This window comes from Nocardia sp. NPDC004168, from assembly GCF_040610355.1.
Taxonomy (GTDB): Bacteria; Actinomycetota; Actinomycetes; order Mycobacteriales; family Mycobacteriaceae; genus Nocardia; species Nocardia sichangensis.
Map to the genome: position 1 here is coordinate 65471 of NZ_JBEXME010000008.1, position 23788 is coordinate 89258.

Consider the following 23788-nt stretch of genomic DNA (forward strand, 5'->3'; position numbering starts at 1 on the left):
TCGGAGGAGCCACCCCATGTCCGAACTGCCGGTCATCGAATTACGCGGATTAGAGAAAAGTTTCGGTCCGGTCCACGTCCTGCACGAGGTCACCTTCAGCGCCTTCCCCGGCGAAGTGACCGCACTTGTCGGCGACAACGGCGCGGGCAAGTCCACGCTGGTCAAATGCATCGGCGGTACCCATCCGATCGATGCGGGCGAGTTCCTCTTCGAGGGCGCGCCGGTGCAGGTGCACAGCCCGCGCGACGCGGCGGCGCTGGGCATCGAGATCGTCTACCAGGACCTCGCGCTCTGCGACAACCTCGACATCGTCCAGAACATGTTCCTCGGCCGGGAGCGCAAGCGCGGTCTCGTGCTCGACGAGTACGCGATGGAGGAACTGGCCGAGAAGACGTTGGCGAGCCTGTCGGTGCGCACCGTCAAGTCGGTCCGGCAGCAGGTCGCCAGCCTGTCCGGCGGCCAGCGCCAGACGGTGGCCATCGCGAAAGCCGTGCTGTGGAACAGCAAAGTGGTGATCCTGGACGAGCCGACGGCCGCGCTGGGCGTCGCGCAGACCCAGCAGGTGCTCGAACTGGTCCGCAAGCTCGCCGACCAGGGCCTGGCGGTGGTGCTGATCTCGCACAACATGAACGACGTCTTCGCGGTGTCCGACCGGATCGCCGCGCTCTATCTCGGCCGGATGGCCGCCCAGGTACGAACCTCCGACGTGACGCACGCGCAGGTCGTCGAATTGATCACGGCAGGCCGTAGCGGCGCGCTCGGCCTCGAGGCGAGCGGAGCGACCCGATGACCGCGGTGACCACCGAGCGGCGACCGGTGGGGGCGCCGGTGACCGACCTGATGAGCGACTACGTCGGCCGCGTGCGCGGCGGCGACATGGGGGCGTTGCCCTCGGTGATCGCGCTCGTCGTCCTGTCGGCCGTCTTCTGGGCGGCGCGCCCGGTCTTCATGTCCGAGGCCAATTTCGCCAATCTGTTCACCCAGGGCGCGGCGATCGCGGTGATCGCGATGGGGTTGATCTTCGTGCTGCTGCTGGGGGAGATCGACCTGTCGGCCGGGTTCACCAGCGGGGTCTGCGCCGCCGTGCTCGCGGTGCTGCTCACCGACGAAGGGTGGCCGTGGTATTCGGCGGTGCTGGTCTCGTTGCTCACCGGGATGGTGATCGGACTGGTGATCGGCACGGTCGTGGTGAAGATCGGGATCCCGTCGTTCGTGGTGACGCTGGCGGCATTCCTCGCGTTGCAAGGTGTGGCGCTGAAGATCATGGACAACGGCCGCAACATCTCCATCCGCGACGAGACGATCGTCGCCATCGCGAACAAGAACGTGCCGCCCTTGCTCGGCTGGGCGCTGTACGCGGCACTGGTCACGGGTTTCGCCCTCGTGCAATACCGGAAGTGGCGGGCGCGCACGAAACTCGGGCTCACCGGCACGACGGCGCGGGTGGTCGTGGTGCGAGTCGTGCTGCTGGCGCTCGTGGCCGGCGCGGCGGTGCTGGTGCTCAACGGCGAGCGCAGTCGCAATCCCGCGGTGCACTCGCTGACGGGGATGCCCATCGTGGTGCCGATGATCGCCGCGCTGTTGCTGCTGTGGACGTTCGTGCTGGACCGCACCGCGTTCGGGCGGCACGTCTACGCCGTCGGCGGCAACGCGGAGGCCGCCCGGCGCGCGGGCATCGCGGTGGATCGAGTGAAGATCACCGCCTTCGTGCTGTGTTCGACGATGGCGGCGGTGGGCGGACTGATCGCGGCCTCGCGCGCCAACTCCGTCGACCCGAACACCGGCGGCAGCGACGTGCTGCTCACCGCGGTCGGCGCGGCGGTGATCGGCGGCACCAGCCTCTTCGGCGGCCGCGGGCGGATGCTGGACGCGGTGCTCGGCGCCGCGGTGGTCGCCGTGATCAACAACGGCATGGGGCTGATGGGCTACAGCGCGGGCACGAAATTCGTTGTGACAGGATTTGTGCTGCTCTTGGCGGCCGGAGTGGACGCCCTCTCCCGTAAGCGTGCGCTCCCGCGGCGATGAATCCCAGCCCTGTGACGAAAGCCCGGTGAATGCGAGCAGCACCTTCGCCCGATGAGATCCGCACGCGCAACCTCGCCGCGCTGCTGCGGCACGTCCACCGTGACGGGGCGGTGTCGCGTGCCGCGCTCGCCGAGCGAATGGGATTGAATCGCAGCACGATTCTCGCGCTCACCACGGATCTGGCGGCGGCAGGCCTGGTCAGCGAGGAATTGCCGGGCCAGACCGGACGGGCGGGCAGGCCGTCGCTGGTGGTGCGTCCGCAGGCCGAGCGGGTCTACGTCGTCGCGCTGGACGTCGGCGCGGACCGGCTCGCCGCCGCACGCGTCGGGCTGGGCGGATCGGTGCTCGAGCGCACCGCGACCGCCCGTCCCGGCGGCGCGTTCGACCCGGACGACGTGATCGCCGCGCTCGCGGCGATGGCGCGGGAGATGATCGCGGCGGCCGCGCCGGACGCTCGGTGCGTCGGCGTCGGAGTCGCGTTCTGCGGCATGGTCCGCGAGGCGGACGGCGTCGTGCGGTACGGGCCGAATCTCGGCTGGGTGGACGTCGCGTTCGGCGCCGAGCTGACGCGAGAACTCGCACTCGGCCTCCGCGTCGCGGTCGGCAACAACGCCAACCTCGGCGCGCTGGCCGAACGCGAACGCGGTGTGGGCGAGGGCTTGGCGAACCTGATCTACCTGCACGGTGATGTCGGCATCGGCGGCGGCATCATCGTGAACGGCGAATTGCTCGGCGGGGAAGGCGGTTACGGCGGGGAAGTCGGGCACATGATCGTGAATCCCGGTGGGCGGCCGTGCGCCTGCGGTTCCCGCGGCTGCCTCGAGGCCGAAGCGGGTGAACTCGGGTTGATCGCGGCGGCGGGACGGACCGATCCGGCGGGACAGGCGGCGGTCGACGCGATCGTCGAGTCCGCCGCCCGTGGCGACGCGGTGGCCCGCGACGCGCTGCACCAGGTCGGTGAATGGCTCGGCTACGGCGTCGCCAATCTGGTGAACATCTTCAATCCGTCGATGGTGGTGTTCGGTGGCGTGCTGCGGGAGATCTATCTGGCCTCGGCGGCCCAGGTGCGCAGCCGCGTCGCGGTGAACGGCCTGCAAGCCGTCCGCGAGCGGGTCAGGTTGCGCACCAGCGCGCTGGCGGGCGACGCGACCTTGATCGGAGCCGCGGAACTGGCCTTCACCGACGTGCTCACCGATCCGTTGCAGACCTTGTCCCGCAAGCAGGCCGCGCGCGCTTGACGGGTTCAGGCGGCGCCCGCCGCGCTGAACTCCGACAGGTGGGCGGTGAGCAGTCGTACCCGCACCCGCTGTTCCTCGGTGGTTTCCTCGGGGTGGTGGATCTCTATGCTCAGCCGGTCGTCGAAGGTGCTGATGATGATGGTGCCGCTCGGTTGCTGGAGCCGGTGCCCGGTCTTGTCGGGCTTGCCGAGCATGATCGAGCGGAAGTCGGTGATCCGCAACTCGTCCGGCACCCTAGGCCTGCGCACTCGTCCCCAATTGGTGGCCAGCACGATTCCCGGTGCGCGCGGCGGGGGACCGGCGGCGATCTCGGGTATGTGCAGTGGGGTCTGCTGCACGATGCCGGTGTCCAGGCCGGCGCGCAGCGTGTCGCTGATGCCGCGGGCCAGTTCGACCAGTGTCGTGCCGGTCCGCGGCGCGGGGATGAAATTCGCGAAGCCGAGCACGTTGGTGCCTTCGGTCATCCCGATCGGCGGGGACACCCGGGTACGCAGGTCGACCGAGTAGGTGTAGGCCAGCTCGGTCAGCGGCAATCCGCGCAGCTCGGCCTCGGTGAGCAGGATCGCGGCCGAGGCGAGGCCGTTGATCGTGGTGTGCTCCCGGTGCCCGAGTTCGATCAGCGCGGTGGTCTGCTGTCGGGTCAGTCTGCAGCGCGCGGTGCGCGGGACGAGGTAATCGGGATCGTCCGGGCCGGAGTAGCTCCGAGCGACGCCCACCGGGCGGTGCGGCATGACCGGTGTGTCGATCTTCCGCACGCCGCGCTCGCGCAGCAGGTCCTCCACCGACCGCGGGAAGCTGTGCGGCGGCAGTTCGGCGGATCGCCTCTCGGTGCGGTCGGTGTAGCACGACCACAGCTCGCCGAACACGGCCAGCGAATGATAGGCATCCGCGACGCTGTGGTGGGTCACCAACGTGATTCCGGCGGTATCGCCGTCCCGCACCACGCACAGCGAGGAGAGCGCTCTGCGCTGGTCCAGCCTGGCTCCGGTGAGCAACCGCTCGGGATCGCCCGCGGCGACCGTCAGCTCCGGTGTGGCGCCGTGGGATTCGAGCAGCAGGTGGCCGCCGCGGCCGTCCGGCTCGAGGTGGGCGCCGAGGATGGGGCGGGAGCGAACCACGGCTTCGAACGCCGCCGACAGCGCGGCGAGATCCAACCGACCCGCGACCCGAATCGAGTAGCCGACGAGTACTTCGCTGTTGGCGAAGATCGCCTCGCTCGGCGCCAGCGGGCGGATGACGGTTGCTGCGGTCATGTCGCTTCCTTCACCTGAGCCTGTCCAGAGGCTAGCCCGAAGCCCGGACGCGCCAGGCTTTTTCGACAGCATCGTGTGTTTCCTGTATCGGGCGACCGTTGGCCGCTGTTTCGCGTCGTTGTCACAACGACACCTTGTTCGGGTCCGGTCGTCCGACCCCGCAGCTCGCGGTTAGCCAGCGGCCACTAGAGTGATACTCTAGAGTTCTGCTCTAGAGGAGGCTGCCATGACCGAACTCGTCACCTACCGGCTGGACGGCGGCGTCGCCACGATCACGCTGGACGACGGCAAGGCGAATGTGATGTCCGAGAACATGCTCGGCGCCATCGGCGCCGCCCTGGACCGGGCCGAGGCGGACCGGGCGGTCGTCCTGTTGACCGGCCGCGCGCGCGTTTTCTCCGCCGGCTACGACCTGGCGACGTTCTCCCGATCCGCCGACGACATCCGCCGCACCTTGCGTGCCGGCGGCAACCTGGTGCACCGGCTGCTCGGCTTCCCGTATCCCGTCGTGGCGGCATGCCCTGGGCATGCCATCGCCCAAGGCGCGTTCACGCTGCTGGCCACGGACGTACGGTTCGGCGTAGCGGGGGATTTCAAGCTGGGTCTCAACGAGGTCGCGATCGGGCTGACCATTCCGCACTACGGTGTGGAGCTGGCGCGGCACCGGCTCACCGCGCCTGGCTTCGACCGGGCGGCGAACACCGGGATCCTGGTCGCGCCCGAAGAAGCCAGAGAACTGGGCTTTCTCGACGTGCTCACCACCGATGCCGACGACCTGCGCACGCGCGCGACGGCCGAAGCGCACCGGTTGACCGGAATCGACTTCGCGGCGCACACGGGTACGAAGCTGCGTGTGCGCGCTCAGGTGCTCGCCGCGGTCCGTTCCGGCATCGATGCCGAGTTCGGCGGGTAGCTCGCCGTGCGCACCCGCGAGCGCATTCTGGCCGAAGCCACGGAACAGCTCCTGGCCAAGGGGTATGCGTCGTTCACGGTGGCCGGGGTGCGGGATCGGCTCGGTTTGTCCAGCGGCAGCATGTTCCACGCGTTCGGTTCGAAAGCCGAATTGGCCGCCGCGGTCTATATCTCCGGGATGCTCGACTACCAGCGGACCATGCTGGCGTGCCTCGATGCGCCGGATGTCGGCGCCGAGCAAGCGATCCGCGCGATGCTCGCGGCCCACCTCGGCTGGGTGGAAGACCATCGCGACCTGGCCCGGTTCCTGTTCGCCACCTTGCCGGACGAGGTGACCGGATTCGCGGAACCCGAACTCGCCCAGCACAATCGGGTCTTCTTCGATGCGCTGGCACGCCGGTATCGAGAGTTGCTCGGAACCGCGGAACCGGGTGGCGGCGGCTATCCGGTGGCCCATGCGATCTGCGCCGGACCGGCGCAGGAGTACTGCAGGCAATGGGTGCGCGGACGTGTCACGGCGCGACCGCGCACGCTGACGGCGATCTTTCAAGAGGCCGCCATCGCCGCCCTCGCCACGCTGACTCGCTAGGCGGCGGCCGCCGTAGGCCAACCGGCGCAGCGGGTTCGGGTGGCGATGCGGCGAACACCGCGATTCCCACGGCTTCGGCCGAGTGGCGCGTCCCGCCTCGGCGAGCCCGAGATGTCAGCCGTCGATGACACCGAACCGCCGGTCGGTCTCGCGTGCAGTCGGACCGCGCCGGGCGGCGGGGAGTCGGGCGCGTCGGGGCCCGGTCGATGAGCGGCGAATCGGTTGCGGAACGGCGACAGGTGATCAACAGTGGTTGTCGAGTTTCGGTGCTGCGACGGGAGGCCACCATGGACCGTACGGACGTCGTTGTCGTCGGTGCGGGATATGCCGGGCTGTGCGCGGCGCGGGCATTGCGAGCGGTAGGCCGGGATGTCGTCGTCCTGGAGGCGAGCGATCGCGTCGGCGGTCGCACCCGGACCGCGCGGGTCGGCGCCGGATGGGCCGTCGACCTCGGCGGCCAGTGGATCTCGGGCGCGCACACGCGATTCGCCGCGCTGGCCGAAGAGTACGGGGCCGCGACGTACCCACCGCCGGAAGGAGTCGACCTGCTGGTCGAGGGCGTGGTCCGGCGGCGCTTCACCGGAGCCCGCCCACCGCTTCCGACGTTCGTCCTCGTCGTGCTCGCCCAGGCGATGTGGCGGCTGGAACGGATGGCCGCACGGGTGGATCTCACGCGGCCATGGGCCGCGCCGGGCGCCGATCGGCTGGACGCGATGACGGCGGCCACCTGGTTGCGCCGGAATCTGCCGGAGCGGCGGGCGCGGAACCTGGCCGAGGTGATGATCGGCGAGGAGTTGTGCGTTGACGTCGGCAGCATCTCGATGCTCGGTCTGCTCACCACGATCCGTTCGGCGGGCGGCGTCGAGGCCGGGGTCGCCGCCGAGACGGTGAACCGCCTGTTCGTCGACGGCGCCGACGGGCCCGCGCTGGCCGTCGCCGCCGAACTGGGGGACGCGGTGCGTCTCGGTGTGCCGGTGACGCGTATCCGCAGGCGAGCGGATGGCGTTGTGGTGAGTGCCGACTCCGGTGACGTGCACGCCGAGCACGTGATCGTGGCGGTGCCGCCCACCCTCGCCGGACGTATCGCCTACGATCCGCCGCTGCCCGCCGCGCGCGACCAATTGACCCAGCGCATGCCGATGGGCTCGGTGCTGAAAGCGTTCGCGGTCTACGAGCGGCCGTTCTGGCGGGACGACCTGCTCACCGGCCAATCGCTGAACCTGCACGATCCGGTGCCGGTCACCTTCGACGCGACCCGGCCCGGCGGTCCTGGCGTACTCGGCGCGCTGGTGCCCGGCCGGGCCGCTCAGCGGCTCGCCGCCCTGCCCCCGGCCGAGCGTCGCGCCATGATCATCGGTTCGCTCGTCCGAGCCTTCGGGCACGCCGCCCGCGAGCCGATCGAGTGGCACGAGAAGGTATGGGCGGACGATCCGTACACGCGCGGCGGCTACGGGGCCTTCTTCCCCCCGGGCGTCCTGACCACCGCGGGCTCCGCGCTGCGCGACCCGGTCGGTGCGATCCACTGGGCCGGAAGCGAAACCGCGACGGAGTGGTCGGGCTACATCGAGGGAGCGATCCGCTCGGGCGAGCGCGCGGCCGCCGAAGTGCTCGCGTCCGATCGCTCCACGGCCACGGCGTGATTGCCGCGGTGTTGCTGGAACGCTGGCTCTGACCCAGCCGAGGGCTCACAATGGAGAGGTGTTCCAGCGGATCGTGGTGGGTTACGACGATTCACCCGGCGCCAGGGCCGCCTTGACGATGGCGCTCGAGTTGGCGACGGTGCACCACGCCACGCTCACGGTCGTCGCGGTCGAGGAGTACCTGCCGCACTACGGACCGGTGGTCGGCGAGATCGAGGACGAACGCTCGATCGGCGAGGTCACCTGCCGCCGCTGGCTCACCACGGCGGCCGAGACCGCCGAACAGCACGGCATAGCGGTGCGGGCCGAGGTGCGGGCGGGTCAGGCCGCGCGCGAACTGGCCACGGCCGCCGCCGATCACGATGCCGACCTGCTGGTGCTGGGGCGCACCGGGCACTCGGGCATCTGGGGACGGTTCATGGGCAGCACCGCGGAGAAGGCCGCCCGGCACGTCGGTTGCTCGGTTCTCGTCGCGCACGACGGCGACGCAGGGGCCGAGCGCCGGTGAGTGCGGCGGCAGTGGTGCCCGGCGGTGGCGCAGCCGCGGACGGTCGGGTAGAAGATCTGCGTGGCGGGTGAACTGACCGAGGAACCGACCGGCATCGCCGATCGCGCGGCCGGCCGCGCTCGCCGGTGGGAATTCTGGCGTACCCACGGCCCGGTATCGGTCGTCGTCGCCTTCGGCGGGGCGCTCGGCGCGCTCGCCCGCTACGGCCTGGCGCAGGGGTTGCCCGCTCGCCCCGGGCACTTTCCGCTGGCCACCTTCATCACGAATGTCGCGGGCTGTTTCGCGATCGGAGTGCTCATGGTCGCGGTAACCGAGATCTGGGCTGCTCATCGGTTGCTGCGTCCCTTTCTCGGAGTGGGTGTGCTGGGCGGGTTCACCACCTTCTCCACCTATGTCAACGAGATCCGCGCCCTACTGCGGCCCGGCACGATCGTCGTCGCGGCCGGTTACCTCGCGGGCACGCTGATCTGCGCCCTGTCGGCGACCCTCGCCGCCATGTGGCTCACCAGGGCGGGATACGAACGTCTGCGACGCGCGCGAAAGGCGGCTCGATGACGGTGTTGCTGGTCCTGGTGGGCGGCGCGATCGGCGCACCGCTGCGGTATCTCATCGATCGCGTGGTGCAGGATCGCCGCGACAGCCTGTTCCCGTGGGGCACCTTCGTGGTCAACCTGATCGGGTGTCTCGTCCTCGGCGCCCTCAGCGGAGCGGGATCGGCGCTGTCCTCGCCGCTTTTCCTGCTGCTCGGCACCGGGTTCTGCGGAGCGCTGACCACGTACAGCACGTTCAGCTACGAAACCGTGCGACTGGCCGAGCGGGCCGCGTATTTCTACGCGGCGATGAACGTGGTCGTCAGTGTCTCCGCGGGGTTGATCGCCACTGTGTCGACTTATGCGTTGGTGCACGCCCTGGTCGGGTGAGGCGTTCCGTCGATTACCTCCGCGACGTGATCCAGCTCACTCGGCTGCCCTGTCGCCCGCCGCTGGTGGTGGGTTAAGCTGACGGAACAGATGCAGATATGCGCATACATCAGATGTGGGAAGGGCTGGGTCGATGGGACACGAACACGGTCACGCGCACGGGCACGCGCTCTCCGGTCAGGCCGATCGCCGGTGGCTGACCATCGCGCTCGCCCTCATCGTCGGCTTCATGTCGATCGAGGTCGTGATCGGTCTGCTGGCCAACTCGCTGGCCCTGCTGTCCGACGCGGCGCACATGCTCACCGACGCCGCGTCCATTGTCCTCGCGCTCGTCGCGATCCGGCTCGCGGCGCGTCCGGCGAACGGCAAGTACACCTATGGCTACAAACGCGCCGAGATCCTCTCGGCGCAGGCCAACGGCGTCACGCTGCTCGTGCTGGCGGGCTGGCTCACCTACGAGGCCGTGCGCCGCCTGCTGGAGCCGCCCGAGGTAACCGGCGGGCTCGTGCTGGCGACCGCGCTGGCCGGTGTGGTGGTCAACATCGCGGCCACCTGGGCGATCAGCAAGGCCAACCGCGCCAGCCTCAACGTGGAAGGCGCCTTCCAGCATGTGCTCAACGACCTGTACGGGTTCATCGCCACCGCCGTGGCCGGCCTCGTCGTGCTGACCACCGGCTTCGCCAGGGCGGACGCTATCGCCACGCTCATCGTCGTCGCGCTGATGGTCAAGGCGGGGCTCGGGCTGGTACGCGAATCCGGCCGGATCTTCCTGGAGGCCGCTCCCGCGGGCGTCGATCCGGACGCGTTGGGGCGCGGGCTGGTGGGCATCGACGGCGTCGACGAGGTGCACGATCTGCACGTCTGGCAGATCACCTCCGGTGACATCGCGCTGTCGGCGCATGTGCTGGTCCGGCCGGGCGCCGACTGCCACGGCCTGCGCCAGCGGATCGAGCACCTGCTCGACCACGACTACGGCATCACCCACACCACGTTGCAGGTCGACCACTCCCATGCCGTCGCCTCCTCGCCCGCGGTGGACGCGCAGCGCCTGCTGCCGGTGCTGGAGGACCACTGCGACGACGCCCACGGCCCGGTGCACCGCGACCGTCCGTCGTCCGCGGCGAATGTCGTCTGACCCACCGACCGCCACGCGCACGGACGACGCGAACATCGGATGGCTCAGCGATCCAGGCGGGGGAACGGTCGTTCGGCCTCGATCAGGTAGGCCAGCTCCAGCAGGGTGCGCTCGTTGCCGCGGGTGGCGGCGAACTGTACGCCGATCGGCAGTCCCGCGTCGGTCAGGCCCGCCGGAACCGTGATCGCCGGCGTTCCCGTGATGTTGTTGATCGGCGTGAAGCAGACGTAGGCGCGCAACCGCTCGATGAGTTCGTCGAATGGCACGGTCGGGCTGAGATAGCCGAGCTCCGGCGTGGTGTGACCGAGCGTGGGGAGCAGCACCGCGTCGTAGGGTCCGAGCGCCCGCTCGTAGGTGGCCGCCGCCGCGCGGAGCCGGTAGAGCGTGAGCGGGGCGTGCAGTGCCCGGCGCAGGAACAAGGCGCGCAGGCCCACGGTCAGGTCGTCCACGCGGCGCGCGTCGAACCGGCGGTCGAGGAACCGGCCCGTCGTGGTGATCGCGGCCGCGAGCAGGCCCCAATAGTGCAGGAAGGCGCTCTCGATCGCGGCGTCGAACGGCAGCGGCACCGGCTCGACCGAATGGCCGGCTGATTCGAGTGTGCGCGCGACATTTTCGACGGCCGCCCGGGTGGGCCCGGCGGCCAGCGGCCCCGCGAGATTGTCGAGCACCAGCGCTACCCGCATGCGCCGGGTCGGGGGACCGTCGACGCGGCCGATCGGCCGGAGCGCGGGATTGCGCCAATACTGTTCGGCCGCAGCGGCGTACGCGGCCGTATCGCGCACCGTCCTGGTCAGCACACCTTCGCTGACGATGTCGACCGGCAGCGTGCGGGCCAGCCCGGACACCACGTGCCGCCCCCGCGTCGGCTTCAAGCCGACCAGCCCCGCGCACGCCGCCGGAATCCGGATCGAACCGCCGCCGTCGTTGCCGTGCGCGATCGGGACGACACCCGCCGCCACCAGCGCGGCCGCCCCGCCCGACGAGCCGCCCACGGAATGGCCGGTGTGCCACGGGTTGCGCGTGGGCGCGAGATGCGGGGTCTCGCTGCTGGCGTTGAAGCCGAATTCGGGCATGGCGCTCTTGCCGAGCACGGTGAGGCCGGTGCTGAGGAACTGCCGGGTGTAGCCGCTGTGCGCGCGGGCGGGCCGCGCGCGGAACGCGGCTGTGCCCTGATTGGTCGGCATGCCCGCGACGTCCGTGTTGTCCTTGACGAAACTGGGCACGCCGTAGAAGGCGCCGGTCCGCTCGGCGGGCAGCAGCGGCTCCGCGTAGCTCCGGTAGGCGACGGCCGCCAGCTGTTCCACCCGCTCGGCGCGCGCCACCGCGGCGGCGGCGAGTTCGCGCGGCGACACCGTACCGTCGCGCACCAGCGTGGCCAGGGCGACGGCGTCGTGATCACCGAGTGCGTCGTCGGCGAAGGCGTGGACGCGCGAGGGTAGCGGAAGATGAGCGTCGGCGGTCATGACCCGAATCTAATGTGTCCAGCAGGTAGATCGTCCAGAACAGAAAGGACAGCAGGTGGCCGCGACATACCCGGATCCGGTGCCACCGAAGGGCCGAGTCGGCTCGCTGTTGTTCGCTTTGCCGCCCGCGGGCCGACGGTGGAGCGTGGCGTTGCGTGCCGCGCTCGCGTTCGCCGCTCCCGCCACGATCATCACCGGTCTCGGCCATCCGGATGCGGCGGTGTTCGTCATGTTCGGCGCCTTCGCCGTGCTCTACGGCGAAGGGCGGCCGTTCCGGGTGCGCGGCCGGGTGGTCCTCGCCGCGGGCTCGGCGCTGCTGGCCGCCTGCGGTGTCGGTGCGGTGGTCGGCAGTCTGCTGGACACCGGGTTCGGGTCATCGCTGCTCATGGTCGTCGTGGTGTCGGCGATCGCGGTCGTGGCCGTGTTCGTCATCGATGCGCTGCGGCTCGGTCCGCCCGGTGCGCTGTTCTTCGCGCTCGTCTGCGCGGGCGCGATGAGAGCCGCCGAGGTCGGGACCTCCGTGCTGACATTGTTGTTCTGCACGGCCTGCGGTGTCGTCGCGTCGATCGTCGTCTCGATGGCCGGGGTGCTGCGAGATCGCCGCAAGCCCGAACGGGTGGCGGTCGGCGCGGCGGTCCGGGCGGTCGACGCCTATGTCGCGGCGCGGGAGGCCGGAACGCCCGCTATCGACCTGCGCCACCGGGCGGGAGCCGCGATGGCGGACGCGTGGGCCGCGGTCTACGACGCCGGCCTGCCCTCGGACCCAGGGGAAGCCGAGCTGCTGGCGACCTTGCAGGAGGCGCGGCGCAACCTCGCCGGGCACGCCCCCGACGACGACACCGACGATCTGCTGGTCGATCCGTTGGTCTCGTTCGCCCGCCCGGGCATCGGTTTCCGGCTGGAGCGTTCCCTGTCGTTCTCCTCGCACGCGGCGATCAGCGCGATGCGCGTCGCCGTGGGCTGCCTTGGCGCGGGTGCGCTGAGCGCGCTGCTCGGTCTGGAGCGGCCGCACTGGGCGGTGCTCAGCGCCCTGATCGTCTTGCAGACCGGACCGGATCGAGTGCGCGGACAGGTGCGGGCCATCCACAGGTTCGTCGGCACCATCGCGGGCCTCGGTCTGTTCGCGCTCATCTACCAGCTGGGGCCGACCGGTTACGCGCTGATCGCGCTGGTCGCCGCGCTGCAGTTCTGCATCGAACTGTTCGTGCCGCGCAATTACGCGCTGGCCGTCGTCTTCATCACGCCGGTCGCTCTGATCGCGGGTGGAGTCGCCACGACGGGCGGGCCGATCGCACCCGTGATCCGTGATCGGTTGTGGGAGACACTGCTCGGTGTCGCCGTCGCCGTGCTCGCGCTGCACGGCGTCGCACCCCACGGCCACCGGCGCACCTTTCGCCGGCTGGAACACCGGGTGCGCACCACCGCGCGCGCCCTGCTCGACCGGCTGCGCCGTAAGCCGATGGACGCCGAAGCGTGGGTGCTGGTCCAGCATCTGCAATTCGAGTTGGTCGGTGTGGTGCGCAGCGGCATCGACTCGGCGACCGACGATCCGGAGTGGACCCGCGAATACTGGCCGGAGCACACGGCACTGGCGCACTTCGGTCATGACCTGCTCGCCGCCTGCTGGGTGCTGCGGCCGGGCCAGCGGCTGGCGGACGTGGACGGCTGGGCGGCCCGCTTGGCCGCGGCCCGGTCGGAGCCGGGAGCGGCGTCCGGACCGCCTGCTAGCGTTCGGCGCATGCACGACAGCGTCACGGTCCGGATGGCCGCCCCGGCCGACAAGATCTGGGAACTGGTCAGCGACATCGAGAACACCGGGCGATTCAGTCCGGAGACGTTCGCCGCCGAATGGCTCGGCGGCGCGACAGGGCCCGCGGTCGGCGTGAAGTTCCGCGGCCATGTCAACCGCAACGGCTGGGGACTGAAATACGCGACGGTGTGCCGCATCGTCGCCTGCGAGCCGGGTCGCGAGTTCGCCTTCACCGTGCTGGGACCACAGGGCATGCCGATCAACACGTGGCGCTATGTTTTCCGGCCGGTGGACGGCGGCACCGAGGTCACCGAGTCGTTTCAGCTGCACAGCAATCCGGTGCTGCGGCTGTATTGGTTGCTGGCCGGGTGGGCGCGCGGCAAGACGAACGTCGAGGGAATGCGCGAGACCCTCAACCGGATCAAGGCCGTCGTCGAATGATCGGGACGCACGAGACCCGAGGCGGGAAAGCATGACCGCTCCCGTGCTCCTCGTGCTCGGCGCCGGTCCCGGCGTCGGGCTGTCGGTCGCCCGCCTGTTCGCAGCCGACGGCTTCACCGCCGTGCTGGCCTGCCGGTTGCCCGAAGACGCCGAGCCTCTGGCCCAACAGTTGCGGGAGCAGGGGTTCGACGCGGAGGGCATCGGCGTGGATCTGCGTGATCCCGCCGACGTGGCCCGAGTCGTCGCGGGGGTGGGTGAGCGGCACGGCCGCATCGACGTGCTGCACTTCAATCCCAGCGTCTTCCGTGAGGCCGATCCGTTGCGGCTGTCGGTCGCCGAGTTGCTCGAGGACCTCACCGTGGGCGCCGGGGCGCTGCTGCCCGCCGTGCAAGCGGCGCGTCCCTTCCTGTCCGAGGGCGCCCGCGTGCTGGTCACCGGCAGCGCGGCAGCGGACAAGCCCTGGCATCGGGCCGCTTCGCTCGGTGTCCAGAAGGCGGCGGTGCGCAACCTGGTGACCAGTGTGGACGCCACCCTCGCGCCCGAGGGCATCCGAGCGGTCGCGGTGCAGATCAACGGCGTTCTCGGCGAGGGAGCGTTCACCAGGGACCGGGTCGCCGGGGCGCTGTACGCGGCGGCCACCCGCCCCGCCGAGGGATGGACGCCACACGTCTCCTACGACGGCTGACCTACCTGGGCCGGATCGCCGTGAACTCGATGGGCAGGTGCGCGGGCCCGCGCAGATTGACGTGCTCCCGATACGGTGGCGGGTCGACCGTCAGCCTCGGTGACTCGACTCGTTGCGCGAACCGGGTCAACGCCACCCGCGCCTCCAGGCGGGCCAGGGGAGCGCCGACGCAGAAATGAGCCCCGAGGCCGAAGGCCAGATGGCGGTTTTCGCGCGCCGGGTCGTATCCGTCGGGGTCGCCGAACATCGCGGGGTCGCGGTGCGCGGCGGCGATCAGCAGCACAACCAGATCGCCGCGCTGAATGTCGGTGCCTCCGATGGTCAGATCGTCGGCGGCGATGCGCGGGATCAACTGGACCGGCGGGTCGAAGCGCAGCGTCTCCTCGACGACGCCGGCCGCGCGGTCCGGTTCCGCGCGGAGGGCGGCGAGTTCGTCCGGCCTGCGCAGCAGGGCGAGGGTCGCGTTGGCGATCAGGTTGACCGTCGTCTCGTGTCCGGCGACCAGCAGCAGCGCGCAGGTCGAGATCAGTTCCGCATGGGTGAGCACGTCTCCGGCGTCTTCGGCGGCGATGAGTTCGGACAGCAGATCGGGGCCGGGAGTGTGGCGGCGGCGGTCGGTGAGTTCTTCGAAGTAGGCGTACAACTCGGTTCCGGCGCGCTGGATCTCCGCCGGGTCGGCGCGGAATTGGGCGGCCGCGCGAGAAGTCGGGTCGAGCGTGCGGGACAGCAGGGCGGACCAGGCGCTGAGCTTGGCTTCGTCCGCCAGCGGGACGCCGAGTAGTTCGCAGATCACGGTCACCGGCAGGGGATAGGCGAAGTGATCGACGGCGTCGAAGCTCCCCGCGCGGGCGCGCTGGTCGAGCAGGTCGTCGACGATCTCGATGATCCGAGGCTCCAGTTGCCGCACGACGCGCGGGGTGAACGCCTTGGACACCAGGCGGCGCAGGCGAGTGTGATCGGGCGGATCCAGGAACAAGAACGAGGGTTTCGCTTGGGCCGCACCGTCTTCCCGCGTGCCGTCGTGGATCGGCATCGAGCCCAGCTGCAACCGGGCCAGCGACCGGTCGACGCTCGCGCGCGGATCGCGCAGCACGGCGGCGCAGTCGGCGTAGCGGGTGAGCACGACGACCGGAGCCGTGCCGATCCGGAACGCGCCGGAGTCACGCAGCCGCGCGAAGACGGGGTACGGGTCCGGCCGCACGGCGGGGTCGAGCAGGCGCACGTAGTCGTCGGTCGGGTGGTTCGTGGTCGTCATCGACACTCCCAGCTGTCCGGCCCGGAGCGGGCACCGGTCTTGCTCGGTATTATTCCGATACCATCGGTAGGAAAGCAATACCGATGCGGGATGCGAAAATGTCGCCATGACACTGCGGCGCCCGGTCGACGATTCGGTCACCCGCGTCGTCGAACTACTCGGCGACCGGTGGACCATCCTGCTCATCGCCGAGGCGTTCTTCGGGGTGCACCGCTTCAGCGATTTCGCGCGCAATATCGGCATCACCAACCGCAACCTGCTCACCAGCCGCCTGCGCATGCTGATCGACGCGGGCATCTTCACCCGCACCGACCACGGCGGCGGCCGGGTCGACTATCACCTCACCGCAGCGGGCCGCGAACTGTATCCGATCGTCACCGCGATGATGGTGTGGGGCGACAACCACCTGACCGGGCCGGAGGGCAGGCCGATCGTCCTGGAACATCGCACCTGCGGACACGAGACCTCGCCCATGCTGGTCTGCGACCACTGCCGCGAACCGATCGATCCGCGCGAGGTGGAACCCAAGGCCGGGCCCGGCTTCCACCAGCCACCCGGGGCCGAACAAGCAGGTTGAGGGATGTGTGAACCCGGACTGGCCCGCGCTCAATCCAGCTGGTTGACGAACGCCTCGGCCAAGTACAGCGGTAGGAGTAGGTAGTACAGCAGCATCGCCATCGAGCCGGCTCCGATCGTCAACGCGGGTCCCACGCGGTGCCGTCGCGGGAACGTCGCGCAGGGATGGGAGACCGGGTGGTCTCGCGAGTGCAGGAATGTAGTGCAGCTTCCCACCATCGGCAACACCGGGCAGCGTGTCGGCTCTAGTGGAGCGCGCTGCCCTGCACCCACTGCTCCCAGGGCACACCCCAGTCACCGTTCTGCCAGACCTCCAGCGGGGCGCCGCCCGTGTTGCGGATCTCCACCACGTCACCGGGGACGGCGAAATTGAAGAACCACTGGGCGTTCTCGCCGCTGAGGTTGAGGCAGCCGTGCGAGACGTCGGTGTTGCCCTGAGCCCAGACGGTGGAGTCGAGCTGGTGCAGATAGATGCCGTCGGTGCTGATCCGGGTGGCCCAGCCGATGGCCTCCTTGTAGCCGAGCCGGGAGTTGATCGGCAGTCCGTAGGTGGAGGAGTCCATGATCACCGGATTGGCCTTGTCCATCACCGTGTAGATCCCGGGCTGGGTCCAGAACGTGATCGTCTTGCCTCCGACGACCTCGCTGCCGCCCCTGCCCATCGAGGTCGGCATGGTGCGGATCAGCCTGCCGTTCTCGAAGACCTGGACCTGTTTGGTGTTGTCATCGGCGATCGATACGTGCGCCGCGCCGATGGTGAACGTGGTCTTGGTGTCCTCCTGGCCGTAGAGCCCGCGGCCGAGTTCCTGGCCGTAGACGTTCGCCGCCACGCTGACCTTGGTGCCCGGCGCGTAGTACTCCCTCGGACGCCAGTGCGCGTTGCGGTCGTCCAGCCAGTACCAGGAGCCCTCCACCGGCGGATCGGTGGTGACCGCAAGGTGCTTCTCCGCCGCGGCGTGGTCGGGAATGTTCTCGTCGAAGTGCGCCACCACCACGGTGCCCACGCCGAACGTGCCGCCGTCGGACAGTGGCGTGCCGCCCGTGGTGGTCAGTGACACCTTTGTCTGGTTGTTGGGGGTCAGCGTGGAGAAGGTCGAGGTGGTCGGGCCGGTTCTGCCGGTGATGCTCAAACCCTCCGCGGTCACCGTGTAGGTGCGGCCGTAGCCGAGCGGCTCGGTGGGTTTCCACGCCGTCTTGTCCGGCGTCATGATCCCGTCGACCGTCTTGCCCTGCTCGTTGGTCATCATGACCCGGGCCAGCTGGCCGTCGGCCGTGCTCACCTGCACCGGCGCCAGCGGATCGACATTGCCCGCGCCCGAGGAGGGCGTGATCGTGATCGGCGCGGGCGCTGGGCCCGCCGCACCCGGTGTCTTCCCCGGCCCCGACGAGGACGAGCACGCCGCCACGAGCACCGCCATGATCAGGGCGAACCCCGCGACGATTCCGGATCGGACGCGACTGGTCGCCATGAAATCTCCTGTATCCGCCCAGCGCAACGAATGGCGCACCCGCGCCTGTCTATCCCCCTCGCAGTTTACCGACCCGTTTCGCGCGCGAACCCGTGCGGAGCGGGCCCACGGCAGACTCCCAGCCACTACACAGGAAGGGCCTCGGCGGAAAACCGCTGGCTCCCGGGCGGCCGACCTTTCTACCGTCGCGGCGTATGGAGATCGACTACCGATGGCGAGGCGCTCTGACCGACAGCGAACTGGCCGACTTGACGAGATCGCGCGGCGGCGACGCGGACCCGGGATGGTGGGACCGCGCGGCGCGGCACAGCCTCGGCTGGGTCACCGCCCGGACCGGCGATAACGCGCTTGCCGGTTTCGTCAACGTGGCGTGGGACGGCGGCGACCACGCGTTCCTGGTCGACCCGAAAGTGCGGTCCGAATGGCAGCATCGAGGCATCGGCACCGGACTCGTCGCCAGGGCCGCGTATGGCGCCAGGACGGCGGGCTGCACCTGGTTGCACGTCGATTTCGAGGATCGCCTCGCGCCCTTCTACTTCGATGCCTGCGGTTTCCGCGCCACGACAGCCGGACTTCTGCGACTGCGCGGCCACGGCTGACGGCCGAAAGTACCGATCGGGACCGCGCCGGCGCGTGCCATGCTGAGGGCCGGAGTCGACCGAGGGGAACGAATGCAGAATCGCCCATCGGCAGCGGAGTTGCTGGACTCGCTCGCCGAGCTGCTCGAGGAGACGCTGCTACCCGCCCTGCCCGCGGAGTTGCGGCACAGGGCGCGGGTGGGGGCCAACCTCGCCAGGATCGTGCGCAGGGAGATCGAATCGGGCCCCGGCGCCGCCGAGCGGGAGCGCGAGCTGCTCGCCGCGGTGGCCGAGGGCGATGACGAGCGACTCTGGGCGGCCCTGGTCTCCGTCGTGCGGGCGGATCTGGCGATCGCCAAGCCGGGCTACGACGCCTGGGCGGCCGAGTGAGCGCCGATCCGGCGCGCGGCTTGGCCGAATTCCTCGGGTCGGGAACCCGCGAGGTGACGGTGTCGAACCTCGAATACCTCTCCGCGGGCGCCCGCCGCCGCAACGTCGCCTTCGAGGCCGATCTGGGCGGCGGGACGCGTCGCCTGGTCGCGACCATCGTGCCGAGCGCGATCGAGCTGGTTCCGGTGGACGTGGAGGCCGCCGTCCGGGAACTGGCGCGCACGCACGGTGTTCCGGCGCCGCCCGTGGTGGCGATCTGCACCGACGCCGCCTTTGTCGGGGGCCCGTTCGTGATCTCCGAGCGCGTCGATGGAGAAACCGTGCCGCGCAAGGTGTTACGGCTGGTCGAGGCGTCGGGCATCGGCGAACGGGTCGCCGAGCAATTGGGCGAGGCCATGGGGCGCCTGCACGCGATCGACCCGGCGGACGCGCCCGCACGGCTGCCCGTCGCGGCGGCCGATCCCGAGCGCCAGCTGATCGAGGCCGACGCGCAGGTGCGCGCGCTCCTGCCGGACCGTCCGGTGTTCGCCCTCGCGCTGCGCTGGCTGGAACGCCACTGCCCGCCCGCGCCGCCCCGCACCGCGCTGCTGCACACCGACCTGCGCAACGGCAACATCGTCGTCGGTCCCGACGGCCTGCGCGCCGTGCTCGACTGGGAAGGCGCGCAGCGTCAGGGTGATCCGATGCGCGACGTGGCTTGGCCCGCGCTGCGCATGTGGCGCTTCCGCGCGGACGACCGCGAATTCGGCGGCCTGGCGGGCCGCGAGGCGTTCGTGCGCGGCTACCACCGCGGTGGCGGGAGCTTCGACGAAGACCGGTTCCGCTGGTGGAAGGTGCTGTGCACGCTCGGCTGGGGCGTCGGACTGGCGGGGCAGGCCGCGGCCCATCTGGACGGCAGCGTGCGCGACATCGTGATGGCGGCCAGCGGACGCCGCGTGTCGGAAATCGAATGGGACCTGCTGATGCAGATCCGACCCACTGCGAAAGGCTGAATGCCCGATGGATTTCGAGCTACCTGCGGAACTGGTCGATTACCTCGCCGAACTCGACGCGTTCATCGATCGGGAGATCACCCCGCTCGAGCAGGCCGACGACAACATCCGCTTCTTCGACCACCGCCGTGAGGACGCCCGCACCGACTGGGAGCGCGGCGGCCTGCCGAACGGGGAGTGGGAGGAACTGCTGGCCGAGGTCCGCAGGCGCGCCGACGCCGCCGGTCACCTGCGCTACGCGTTCCCAGCGCACTACGGCGGGCGGGACGGCACGAACCTCGGCATGGCGGTGATCCGCGAGCACCTGGCCCGGCGTGGCCTCGGATTGCACTGCGATCTGCAGAACGAGCACGCCATCGTGGCCAACAATGTCGGCCTGTTGCTCATGCTCGAGTACGGCACGCCCGAGCAGCAGGCGGAGTGGGTGGACGGACTGGCCTCGGGAACGAAGTTCTTCGCCTTCGGCATCACCGAGCCCGAGCACGGCTCGGACGCGACGCACATGGAGACCTCGGCGGTCCGCGACGGCGACGGCTGGGTGATCACCGGGCGCAAGACCTGGAACACCGGTGTGCACATCGCCGACGCCGACCTGATCTTCGCGCGCACCTCGGGCGGCCCCGGCGACGCGACGGGCATCACGGCGTTCCTGGTGCCCACCGACGCACCCGGGTTCATCGTCGAGGAGTACCTCTGGACCTTCAACATGCCCACCGACCACGCCCGGGTCGCGCTGGACGGCGTCCGGCTCCCGGGCTCCGCCGTCTTCGGCGGCGAGGGACGCGGCTTGGCGGTGGTCCAGCACTTCTTCAACGAGAACCGTATCCGCCAGGCCGCGTCCAGTCTGGGCGCGGCGCAGTACTGCATCGACCAGTCGGTGGCCTACGCCAAACAGCGCAAGCCCTTCGGCAAGCCGCTGGCCACCAACCAGGCGATCCAGTTCCCCTTGGTGGAACTGCACACCCAGTGCGAGATGTTGCGCGCCCTCATTCACAAGACCGCGTGGTCGATGGACACCTACGGCACGTTCGCCGTCTCCGAGCAGGTCTCGATGTGCAACTACTGGGCCAACCGGTTGTGCTGCGAGGCCGCCGACCGCGCGATGCAGGTGCACGGCGGCCTCGGCTACTCCCGGCACAAGCCGTTCGAGCACATCTACCGCCACCACCGGCGCTACCGGATCACCGAGGGCGCCGAGGAGATCCAGATGCGCCGCGTCGCGGGCTACCTGTTCGGCTTCATGGGCAGCAAAGCGCCGAAGGGCGTATGAGCCGGGTCAGAGGCGGCGGATCCGGGCCAGCCACGCGGCGGCGTCGACCTGGCCGGACTCGGAGATCTCCAGGTCCGTCGCTTCTTGCGCGACCAAATCGGTGACCCGTCCGCGGTACTGGGTCGCTCGTAGGTCCTCCACCGACCAGCCGTCGCGGAACGACTCCCGGATCAACGTGTCGCTGATCCGCGGCCCGAACCCCGGCTCGACATCCGAGAGCGCGAGAACGTAGAGCGTTCCGCCCGGCTTGCAGACGGCGTGCAGGCTGTGGACGTACGCGGCGCGCGCCTCGTCCTCGGTCCCGAAGACGTGGAACAGCGCGCTGTCGACGACGGTGTCGAACGCGGGCGCGGAGCCGGGCGGGTCACCGGAGAAGTCCGGCCGGTCGCCGAGGGCCAGCGCGTCGGCCACCTCGAACACGGCCGACGGCACACCCTGTTCGGCCGCGTTGGCGCGCGCGTACGCCACCGCGCTCGGCGACATGTCGATGCCCCGCACGTCGTATCCCAGGCGGGTCAGCAGGATCGTGTGCTCACCCGCGCCGGAGCCCGGGTCGAGCACGCGTCCGGTGATGCCGCCGTCCCGCTCGAGCGCGACGATTGCCGGTTGCGGCTCGCCGATCACCCAGGGTGCGGTGTCGTTGTCATAGACGGTGTTCCAGAAATCAGCTGGACGAGTCATGCCACCATGCTTCATCCTCAACCGCCGTTGAGGTCAACCCGACGCGGCCGGGATTGTGCGAGGTCCGGACCACGTACGCTGCGTCGACGCGACGGTCGCGGGTACGCGCCGGGTATGAGCACACCGAATATCGATCCCGAAACGGCGGAGTCGATGCAGCAGGACGCGGATTTCGCCGAGGAGCACACCAAACCGACGCACGCCGACGAGCACCCGGCCGGTGAGCAGCTCGAGACCGACGAATCGACCCCGCGCGGCCACGGCGGAATGGATCGGTGAGCACGGCGTGGCACGGTTCCACGCGGAAACCGTGCCACGCGACCGCGCTCAGGCGACGGCGACCATCCGAGCCGCGTTGGCGGACTCGTCGTCGGCCGCCTGGTTGGCGGCCAGTTCGGCGCGCACCCGCTCGCGGTACCGGGTGATCTCCCGCTCGGTGGCGGCGGCGTCCCAGCCGAGGTGCGCGCCGATCAGCCAGGCCACCTCGGGCGCGGCGGCCAGACCGCGGTCGGCGGCCTCGATGGAGACGCGGGTGCGGCGGGTGAGCACGTCGTCCAGGTGCAGCGCGCCTTCGTGCGTCACCGCGTACACCGCCTCCGCGCCGAGGTAGTCCGGCGCGCCGGTGAGCGGACGGCCCAGGTCCGGTTCGCGGGCGATCAGGTCGAACAGGTCGGTGATCGCCGAGCCGTAGCGGCCGAGCAGGCGCTCGACCGTCGCCCGCGGCAGGCCCGCGCGTTGCGCCAGGCTGTCGAGGTCGGCCGCGAGTTCCTGGTAACCCACCGCGCCGAGGATCGGCAGGTGCTCGGTCACCGACGGCGCGACCGCGCGGCCGAGTCCCGCCACCGCCGCGTCCACGACGTCGGCGGCCATCACCCGGTAGGTGGTGTACTTGCCGCCCGCGATCACGAACAGACCGGGAGCCGGTTCGGCGACCGCGTGCTCCCGCGAGAGCGTCGCGGTGTCGGCCGACGCGCCGGACAGCAACGGACGCAGCCCCGCGTACGTGCCGACGATGTCGTCGCGGGTGAGCGGCTCGCGCAGCACCTGGTTGACGTGGTCGAGCAGGTATTGCACGTCGGCGTCGCTGGCGGCCGGATGGTCCTTGCTCAGCGACCAGTCCGTGTCGGTGGTGCCGATGATCCAGTGGCCGTGCCACGGGATGACGAACAGCACGCTCTTCTCGGTGCGCATGATCAGGCCGGTGTCCAGATGCAGGCGATGACGCGGCACCAGGATGTGCACGCCTTTCGACATGCGGACGTGGAACGGGAACTCGACGCCGGTCATCCGGTTCATCTCGTCGGTCCACACGCCGGTGGCGCTGATCACCCGGCGCGCGCGCACCGTGTGCACCCGGCCGGTTTCCAGGTCGGTGACCTCCGCGCCGACGACGCGCTCACCGTCGCGCAGCAGCCCCGTCACCTTGGTGCGGGTGAGCACGGTCGCGCCGTGCTGGGCGGCGGTGCGCGCGATCATCATCGTGTGCCTGGCGTCGTCGACCTGCGTGTCGAAGTACCGGATCGCTCCGGTCAGCGCGTCCTCGCGCAGCGCGGGCGCCAGCTCCAGCGCGCGGGTGTGCGACAGGTGCCGATGCATCGGCAAGGCGCGAGCACCGCCGATCGTGTCGTACAGGGCGACGCCCGCGCCGATGTAGGCGCGCTCCCAGACGCGATGGCGTAGCGGCAGCAAAAACGACACCGGCCGCACCAGGTGCGGGGCCAGCCGGCGCAGCAGCAGGCCGCGTTCCTTCAGCGCCTCCCGCACCAGCCAGAAGTCCAGCTGCTCCAGGTAGCGCAGCCCGCCGTGGATGAGCTTGCTGGAGCGGCTCGAGGTGCCTGCCGCGAAGTCCCTGGCCTCCACCAGGGTCACGGTGAGGCCGCGGGCGGCGGCGTCGAGGGCGGCGCCCGCGCCGACCACGCCGCCGCCGATGACGAGTACATCGATCTCGGTGTCGCCGAGTGCGTTCACCGCGCGGGCGCGGTACTGGGCGTCCAATCGTGCGGACACAGCGGTATCTC

The 23788-nt window shown here is 70.2% G+C and carries 24 protein-coding genes and 1 pseudogene; 19 read left to right on the forward strand and 6 right to left on the reverse strand.

What is annotated here, in order from left to right; genetic code table 11:
* The first annotated feature begins 16 nt into the window (after window positions 1-16).
* Genes ABZW96_RS17355 through ABZW96_RS17365 form a run of 3 tightly spaced genes read left to right on the forward strand, consistent with a single transcriptional unit; the run spans window position 17 to window position 3263 of the window.
* Window positions 17-790, forward strand: a complete 774-nt coding sequence (locus ABZW96_RS17355) for an ATP-binding cassette domain-containing protein (RefSeq protein WP_355075679.1) — start codon at window positions 17-19, stop codon at window positions 788-790.
* Window positions 787-2025, forward strand: a complete 1239-nt coding sequence (locus tag ABZW96_RS17360; protein WP_355075681.1) for an ABC transporter permease — start codon at window positions 787-789, stop codon at window positions 2023-2025. The genes ABZW96_RS17355 and ABZW96_RS17360 overlap by 4 nt, the downstream gene beginning before the upstream one ends.
* A 29-nt stretch (window positions 2026-2054) precedes the next feature.
* Entirely contained in the window at window positions 2055-3263 is a 1209-nt protein-coding gene (locus ABZW96_RS17365; RefSeq protein WP_355075683.1) for an ROK family transcriptional regulator, read from the forward strand.
* Between the two features lie 5 nt (window positions 3264-3268).
* Here ABZW96_RS17365 and ABZW96_RS17370 read toward each other — a convergent pair whose 3' ends face one another.
* Window positions 3269-4516 carry a hypothetical protein gene (locus ABZW96_RS17370; RefSeq protein WP_355075685.1) on the reverse strand — a complete coding sequence of 416 codons (1248 nt, stop codon included), beginning with the start codon at window positions 4514-4516 and terminating at the stop codon, window positions 3269-3271.
* Between the two features lie 226 nt (window positions 4517-4742).
* On the opposite strand from ABZW96_RS17370, the gene ABZW96_RS17375 reads away from it, so the two are divergent.
* The 7 genes from ABZW96_RS17375 (at window position 4743) to ABZW96_RS17405 (ending at window position 10220) form a co-directional block, all read left to right on the forward strand.
* Window positions 4743-5429: a crotonase/enoyl-CoA hydratase family protein gene (locus tag ABZW96_RS17375; RefSeq protein WP_355075687.1), complete on the forward strand. Its 687-nt coding sequence runs from the start codon at window positions 4743-4745 to the stop codon at window positions 5427-5429.
* A gap of 6 nt (window positions 5430-5435) precedes the next feature.
* The gene (locus ABZW96_RS17380) at window positions 5436-6017 is read left to right on the forward strand and encodes a TetR/AcrR family transcriptional regulator (protein ID WP_355075689.1); all 582 of its coding nucleotides are present in this window, start codon (window positions 5436-5438) and stop codon (window positions 6015-6017) included.
* A 287-nt stretch (window positions 6018-6304) separates the two neighbouring features.
* Window positions 6305-7657, forward strand: a complete 1353-nt coding sequence (locus ABZW96_RS17385) for a flavin monoamine oxidase family protein (RefSeq protein WP_355075691.1) — start codon at window positions 6305-6307, stop codon at window positions 7655-7657.
* Between the two features lie 58 nt (window positions 7658-7715).
* Window positions 7716-8165 (forward strand): universal stress protein, encoded by a 450-nt coding sequence (locus ABZW96_RS17390; RefSeq protein WP_355075693.1) that lies wholly within the window; start codon window positions 7716-7718, stop codon window positions 8163-8165.
* A gap of 60 nt (window positions 8166-8225) precedes the next feature.
* Window positions 8226-8720 carry a CrcB family protein gene (locus tag ABZW96_RS17395; RefSeq protein WP_355075695.1) on the forward strand — a complete coding sequence of 165 codons (495 nt, stop codon included), beginning with the start codon at window positions 8226-8228 and terminating at the stop codon, window positions 8718-8720.
* Window positions 8717-9085, forward strand: coding sequence for a fluoride efflux transporter CrcB (gene crcB / locus ABZW96_RS17400; RefSeq protein WP_355075697.1), 369 nt, complete (start codon window positions 8717-8719; stop codon window positions 9083-9085). The genes ABZW96_RS17395 and crcB overlap by 4 nt, the downstream gene beginning before the upstream one ends.
* Window positions 9086-9218: 133 nt before the next feature.
* The gene (locus ABZW96_RS17405) at window positions 9219-10220 is read left to right on the forward strand and encodes a cation diffusion facilitator family transporter (RefSeq protein WP_355075699.1); all 1002 of its coding nucleotides are present in this window, start codon (window positions 9219-9221) and stop codon (window positions 10218-10220) included.
* A 44-nt stretch (window positions 10221-10264) separates the two neighbouring features.
* Here ABZW96_RS17405 and ABZW96_RS17410 read toward each other — a convergent pair whose 3' ends face one another.
* Complete coding sequence (locus ABZW96_RS17410) at window positions 10265-11683, reverse strand: amidase (RefSeq protein WP_355075701.1); 1419 nt, start codon at window positions 11681-11683, stop codon at window positions 10265-10267.
* Between the two features lie 943 nt (window positions 11684-12626).
* Here ABZW96_RS17410 and ABZW96_RS17415 point away from each other — a divergent pair.
* The 3 genes and pseudogenes from ABZW96_RS17415 to ABZW96_RS17425 form a co-directional block, all read left to right on the forward strand.
* Window positions 12627-13142 (forward strand): annotated as a pseudogene (locus tag ABZW96_RS17415) (FUSC family protein); the annotation flags it as partial.
* Window positions 13143-13421: 279 nt separating this feature from the next.
* On the forward strand, window positions 13422-13874 hold the full coding sequence (locus tag ABZW96_RS17420; protein WP_355075977.1) for an SRPBCC family protein: 453 nt from the start codon (window positions 13422-13424) through the stop codon (window positions 13872-13874).
* A 31-nt stretch (window positions 13875-13905) separates the two neighbouring features.
* Window positions 13906-14559: an SDR family oxidoreductase gene (locus ABZW96_RS17425; RefSeq protein WP_355075703.1), complete on the forward strand. Its 654-nt coding sequence runs from the start codon at window positions 13906-13908 to the stop codon at window positions 14557-14559.
* Window position 14560: 1 nt separating this feature from the next.
* On the opposite strand, the gene ABZW96_RS17430 is transcribed toward ABZW96_RS17425, so the two are convergent.
* Window positions 14561-15814, reverse strand: coding sequence for a cytochrome P450 (locus ABZW96_RS17430; RefSeq protein ID WP_355075705.1), 1254 nt, complete (start codon window positions 15812-15814; stop codon window positions 14561-14563).
* Between the two features lie 106 nt (window positions 15815-15920).
* On the opposite strand from ABZW96_RS17430, the gene ABZW96_RS17435 reads away from it, so the two are divergent.
* Window positions 15921-16391: a helix-turn-helix domain-containing protein gene (locus tag ABZW96_RS17435; protein WP_355075707.1), complete on the forward strand. Its 471-nt coding sequence runs from the start codon at window positions 15921-15923 to the stop codon at window positions 16389-16391.
* 244 nt (window positions 16392-16635) lie between these two features.
* On the opposite strand, the gene ABZW96_RS17440 is transcribed toward ABZW96_RS17435, so the two are convergent.
* Entirely contained in the window at window positions 16636-17859 is a 1224-nt protein-coding gene (locus tag ABZW96_RS17440; protein WP_355075709.1) for an Ig-like domain-containing protein, read from the reverse strand.
* 194 nt (window positions 17860-18053) lie between these two features.
* Between ABZW96_RS17440 and ABZW96_RS17445 the strand changes: the two genes are divergently transcribed.
* From ABZW96_RS17445 to ABZW96_RS17460, 4 genes are all read left to right on the forward strand, one after another.
* The gene (locus ABZW96_RS17445; protein WP_355075711.1) at window positions 18054-18458 is read left to right on the forward strand and encodes a GNAT family N-acetyltransferase; all 405 of its coding nucleotides are present in this window, start codon (window positions 18054-18056) and stop codon (window positions 18456-18458) included.
* Window positions 18459-18530: 72 nt separating this feature from the next.
* Window positions 18531-18827, forward strand: a complete 297-nt coding sequence (locus ABZW96_RS17450) for a DUF6285 domain-containing protein (RefSeq protein ID WP_355075713.1) — start codon at window positions 18531-18533, stop codon at window positions 18825-18827.
* Complete coding sequence (locus tag ABZW96_RS17455) at window positions 18824-19819, forward strand: phosphotransferase family protein (protein ID WP_355075715.1); 996 nt, start codon at window positions 18824-18826, stop codon at window positions 19817-19819. Before ABZW96_RS17450 ends, ABZW96_RS17455 begins: the two co-directional genes overlap by 4 nt.
* A gap of 7 nt (window positions 19820-19826) precedes the next feature.
* Complete coding sequence (locus ABZW96_RS17460; RefSeq protein ID WP_355075717.1) at window positions 19827-21089, forward strand: acyl-CoA dehydrogenase family protein; 1263 nt, start codon at window positions 19827-19829, stop codon at window positions 21087-21089.
* 6 nt (window positions 21090-21095) lie between these two features.
* On the opposite strand, the gene ABZW96_RS17465 is transcribed toward ABZW96_RS17460, so the two are convergent.
* Window positions 21096-21770, reverse strand: coding sequence for a class I SAM-dependent methyltransferase (locus ABZW96_RS17465; protein WP_355075719.1), 675 nt, complete (start codon window positions 21768-21770; stop codon window positions 21096-21098).
* Window positions 21771-21884: 114 nt separating this feature from the next.
* On the opposite strand from ABZW96_RS17465, the gene ABZW96_RS17470 reads away from it, so the two are divergent.
* Window positions 21885-22049 carry a hypothetical protein gene (locus ABZW96_RS17470; RefSeq protein WP_355075720.1) on the forward strand — a complete coding sequence of 55 codons (165 nt, stop codon included), beginning with the start codon at window positions 21885-21887 and terminating at the stop codon, window positions 22047-22049.
* 48 nt (window positions 22050-22097) lie between these two features.
* On the opposite strand, the gene glpD is transcribed toward ABZW96_RS17470, so the two are convergent.
* Entirely contained in the window at window positions 22098-23777 is a 1680-nt protein-coding gene (gene glpD, locus ABZW96_RS17475) for a glycerol-3-phosphate dehydrogenase (RefSeq protein WP_355075722.1), read from the reverse strand.
* Window positions 23778-23788 lie beyond the last annotated feature (11 nt).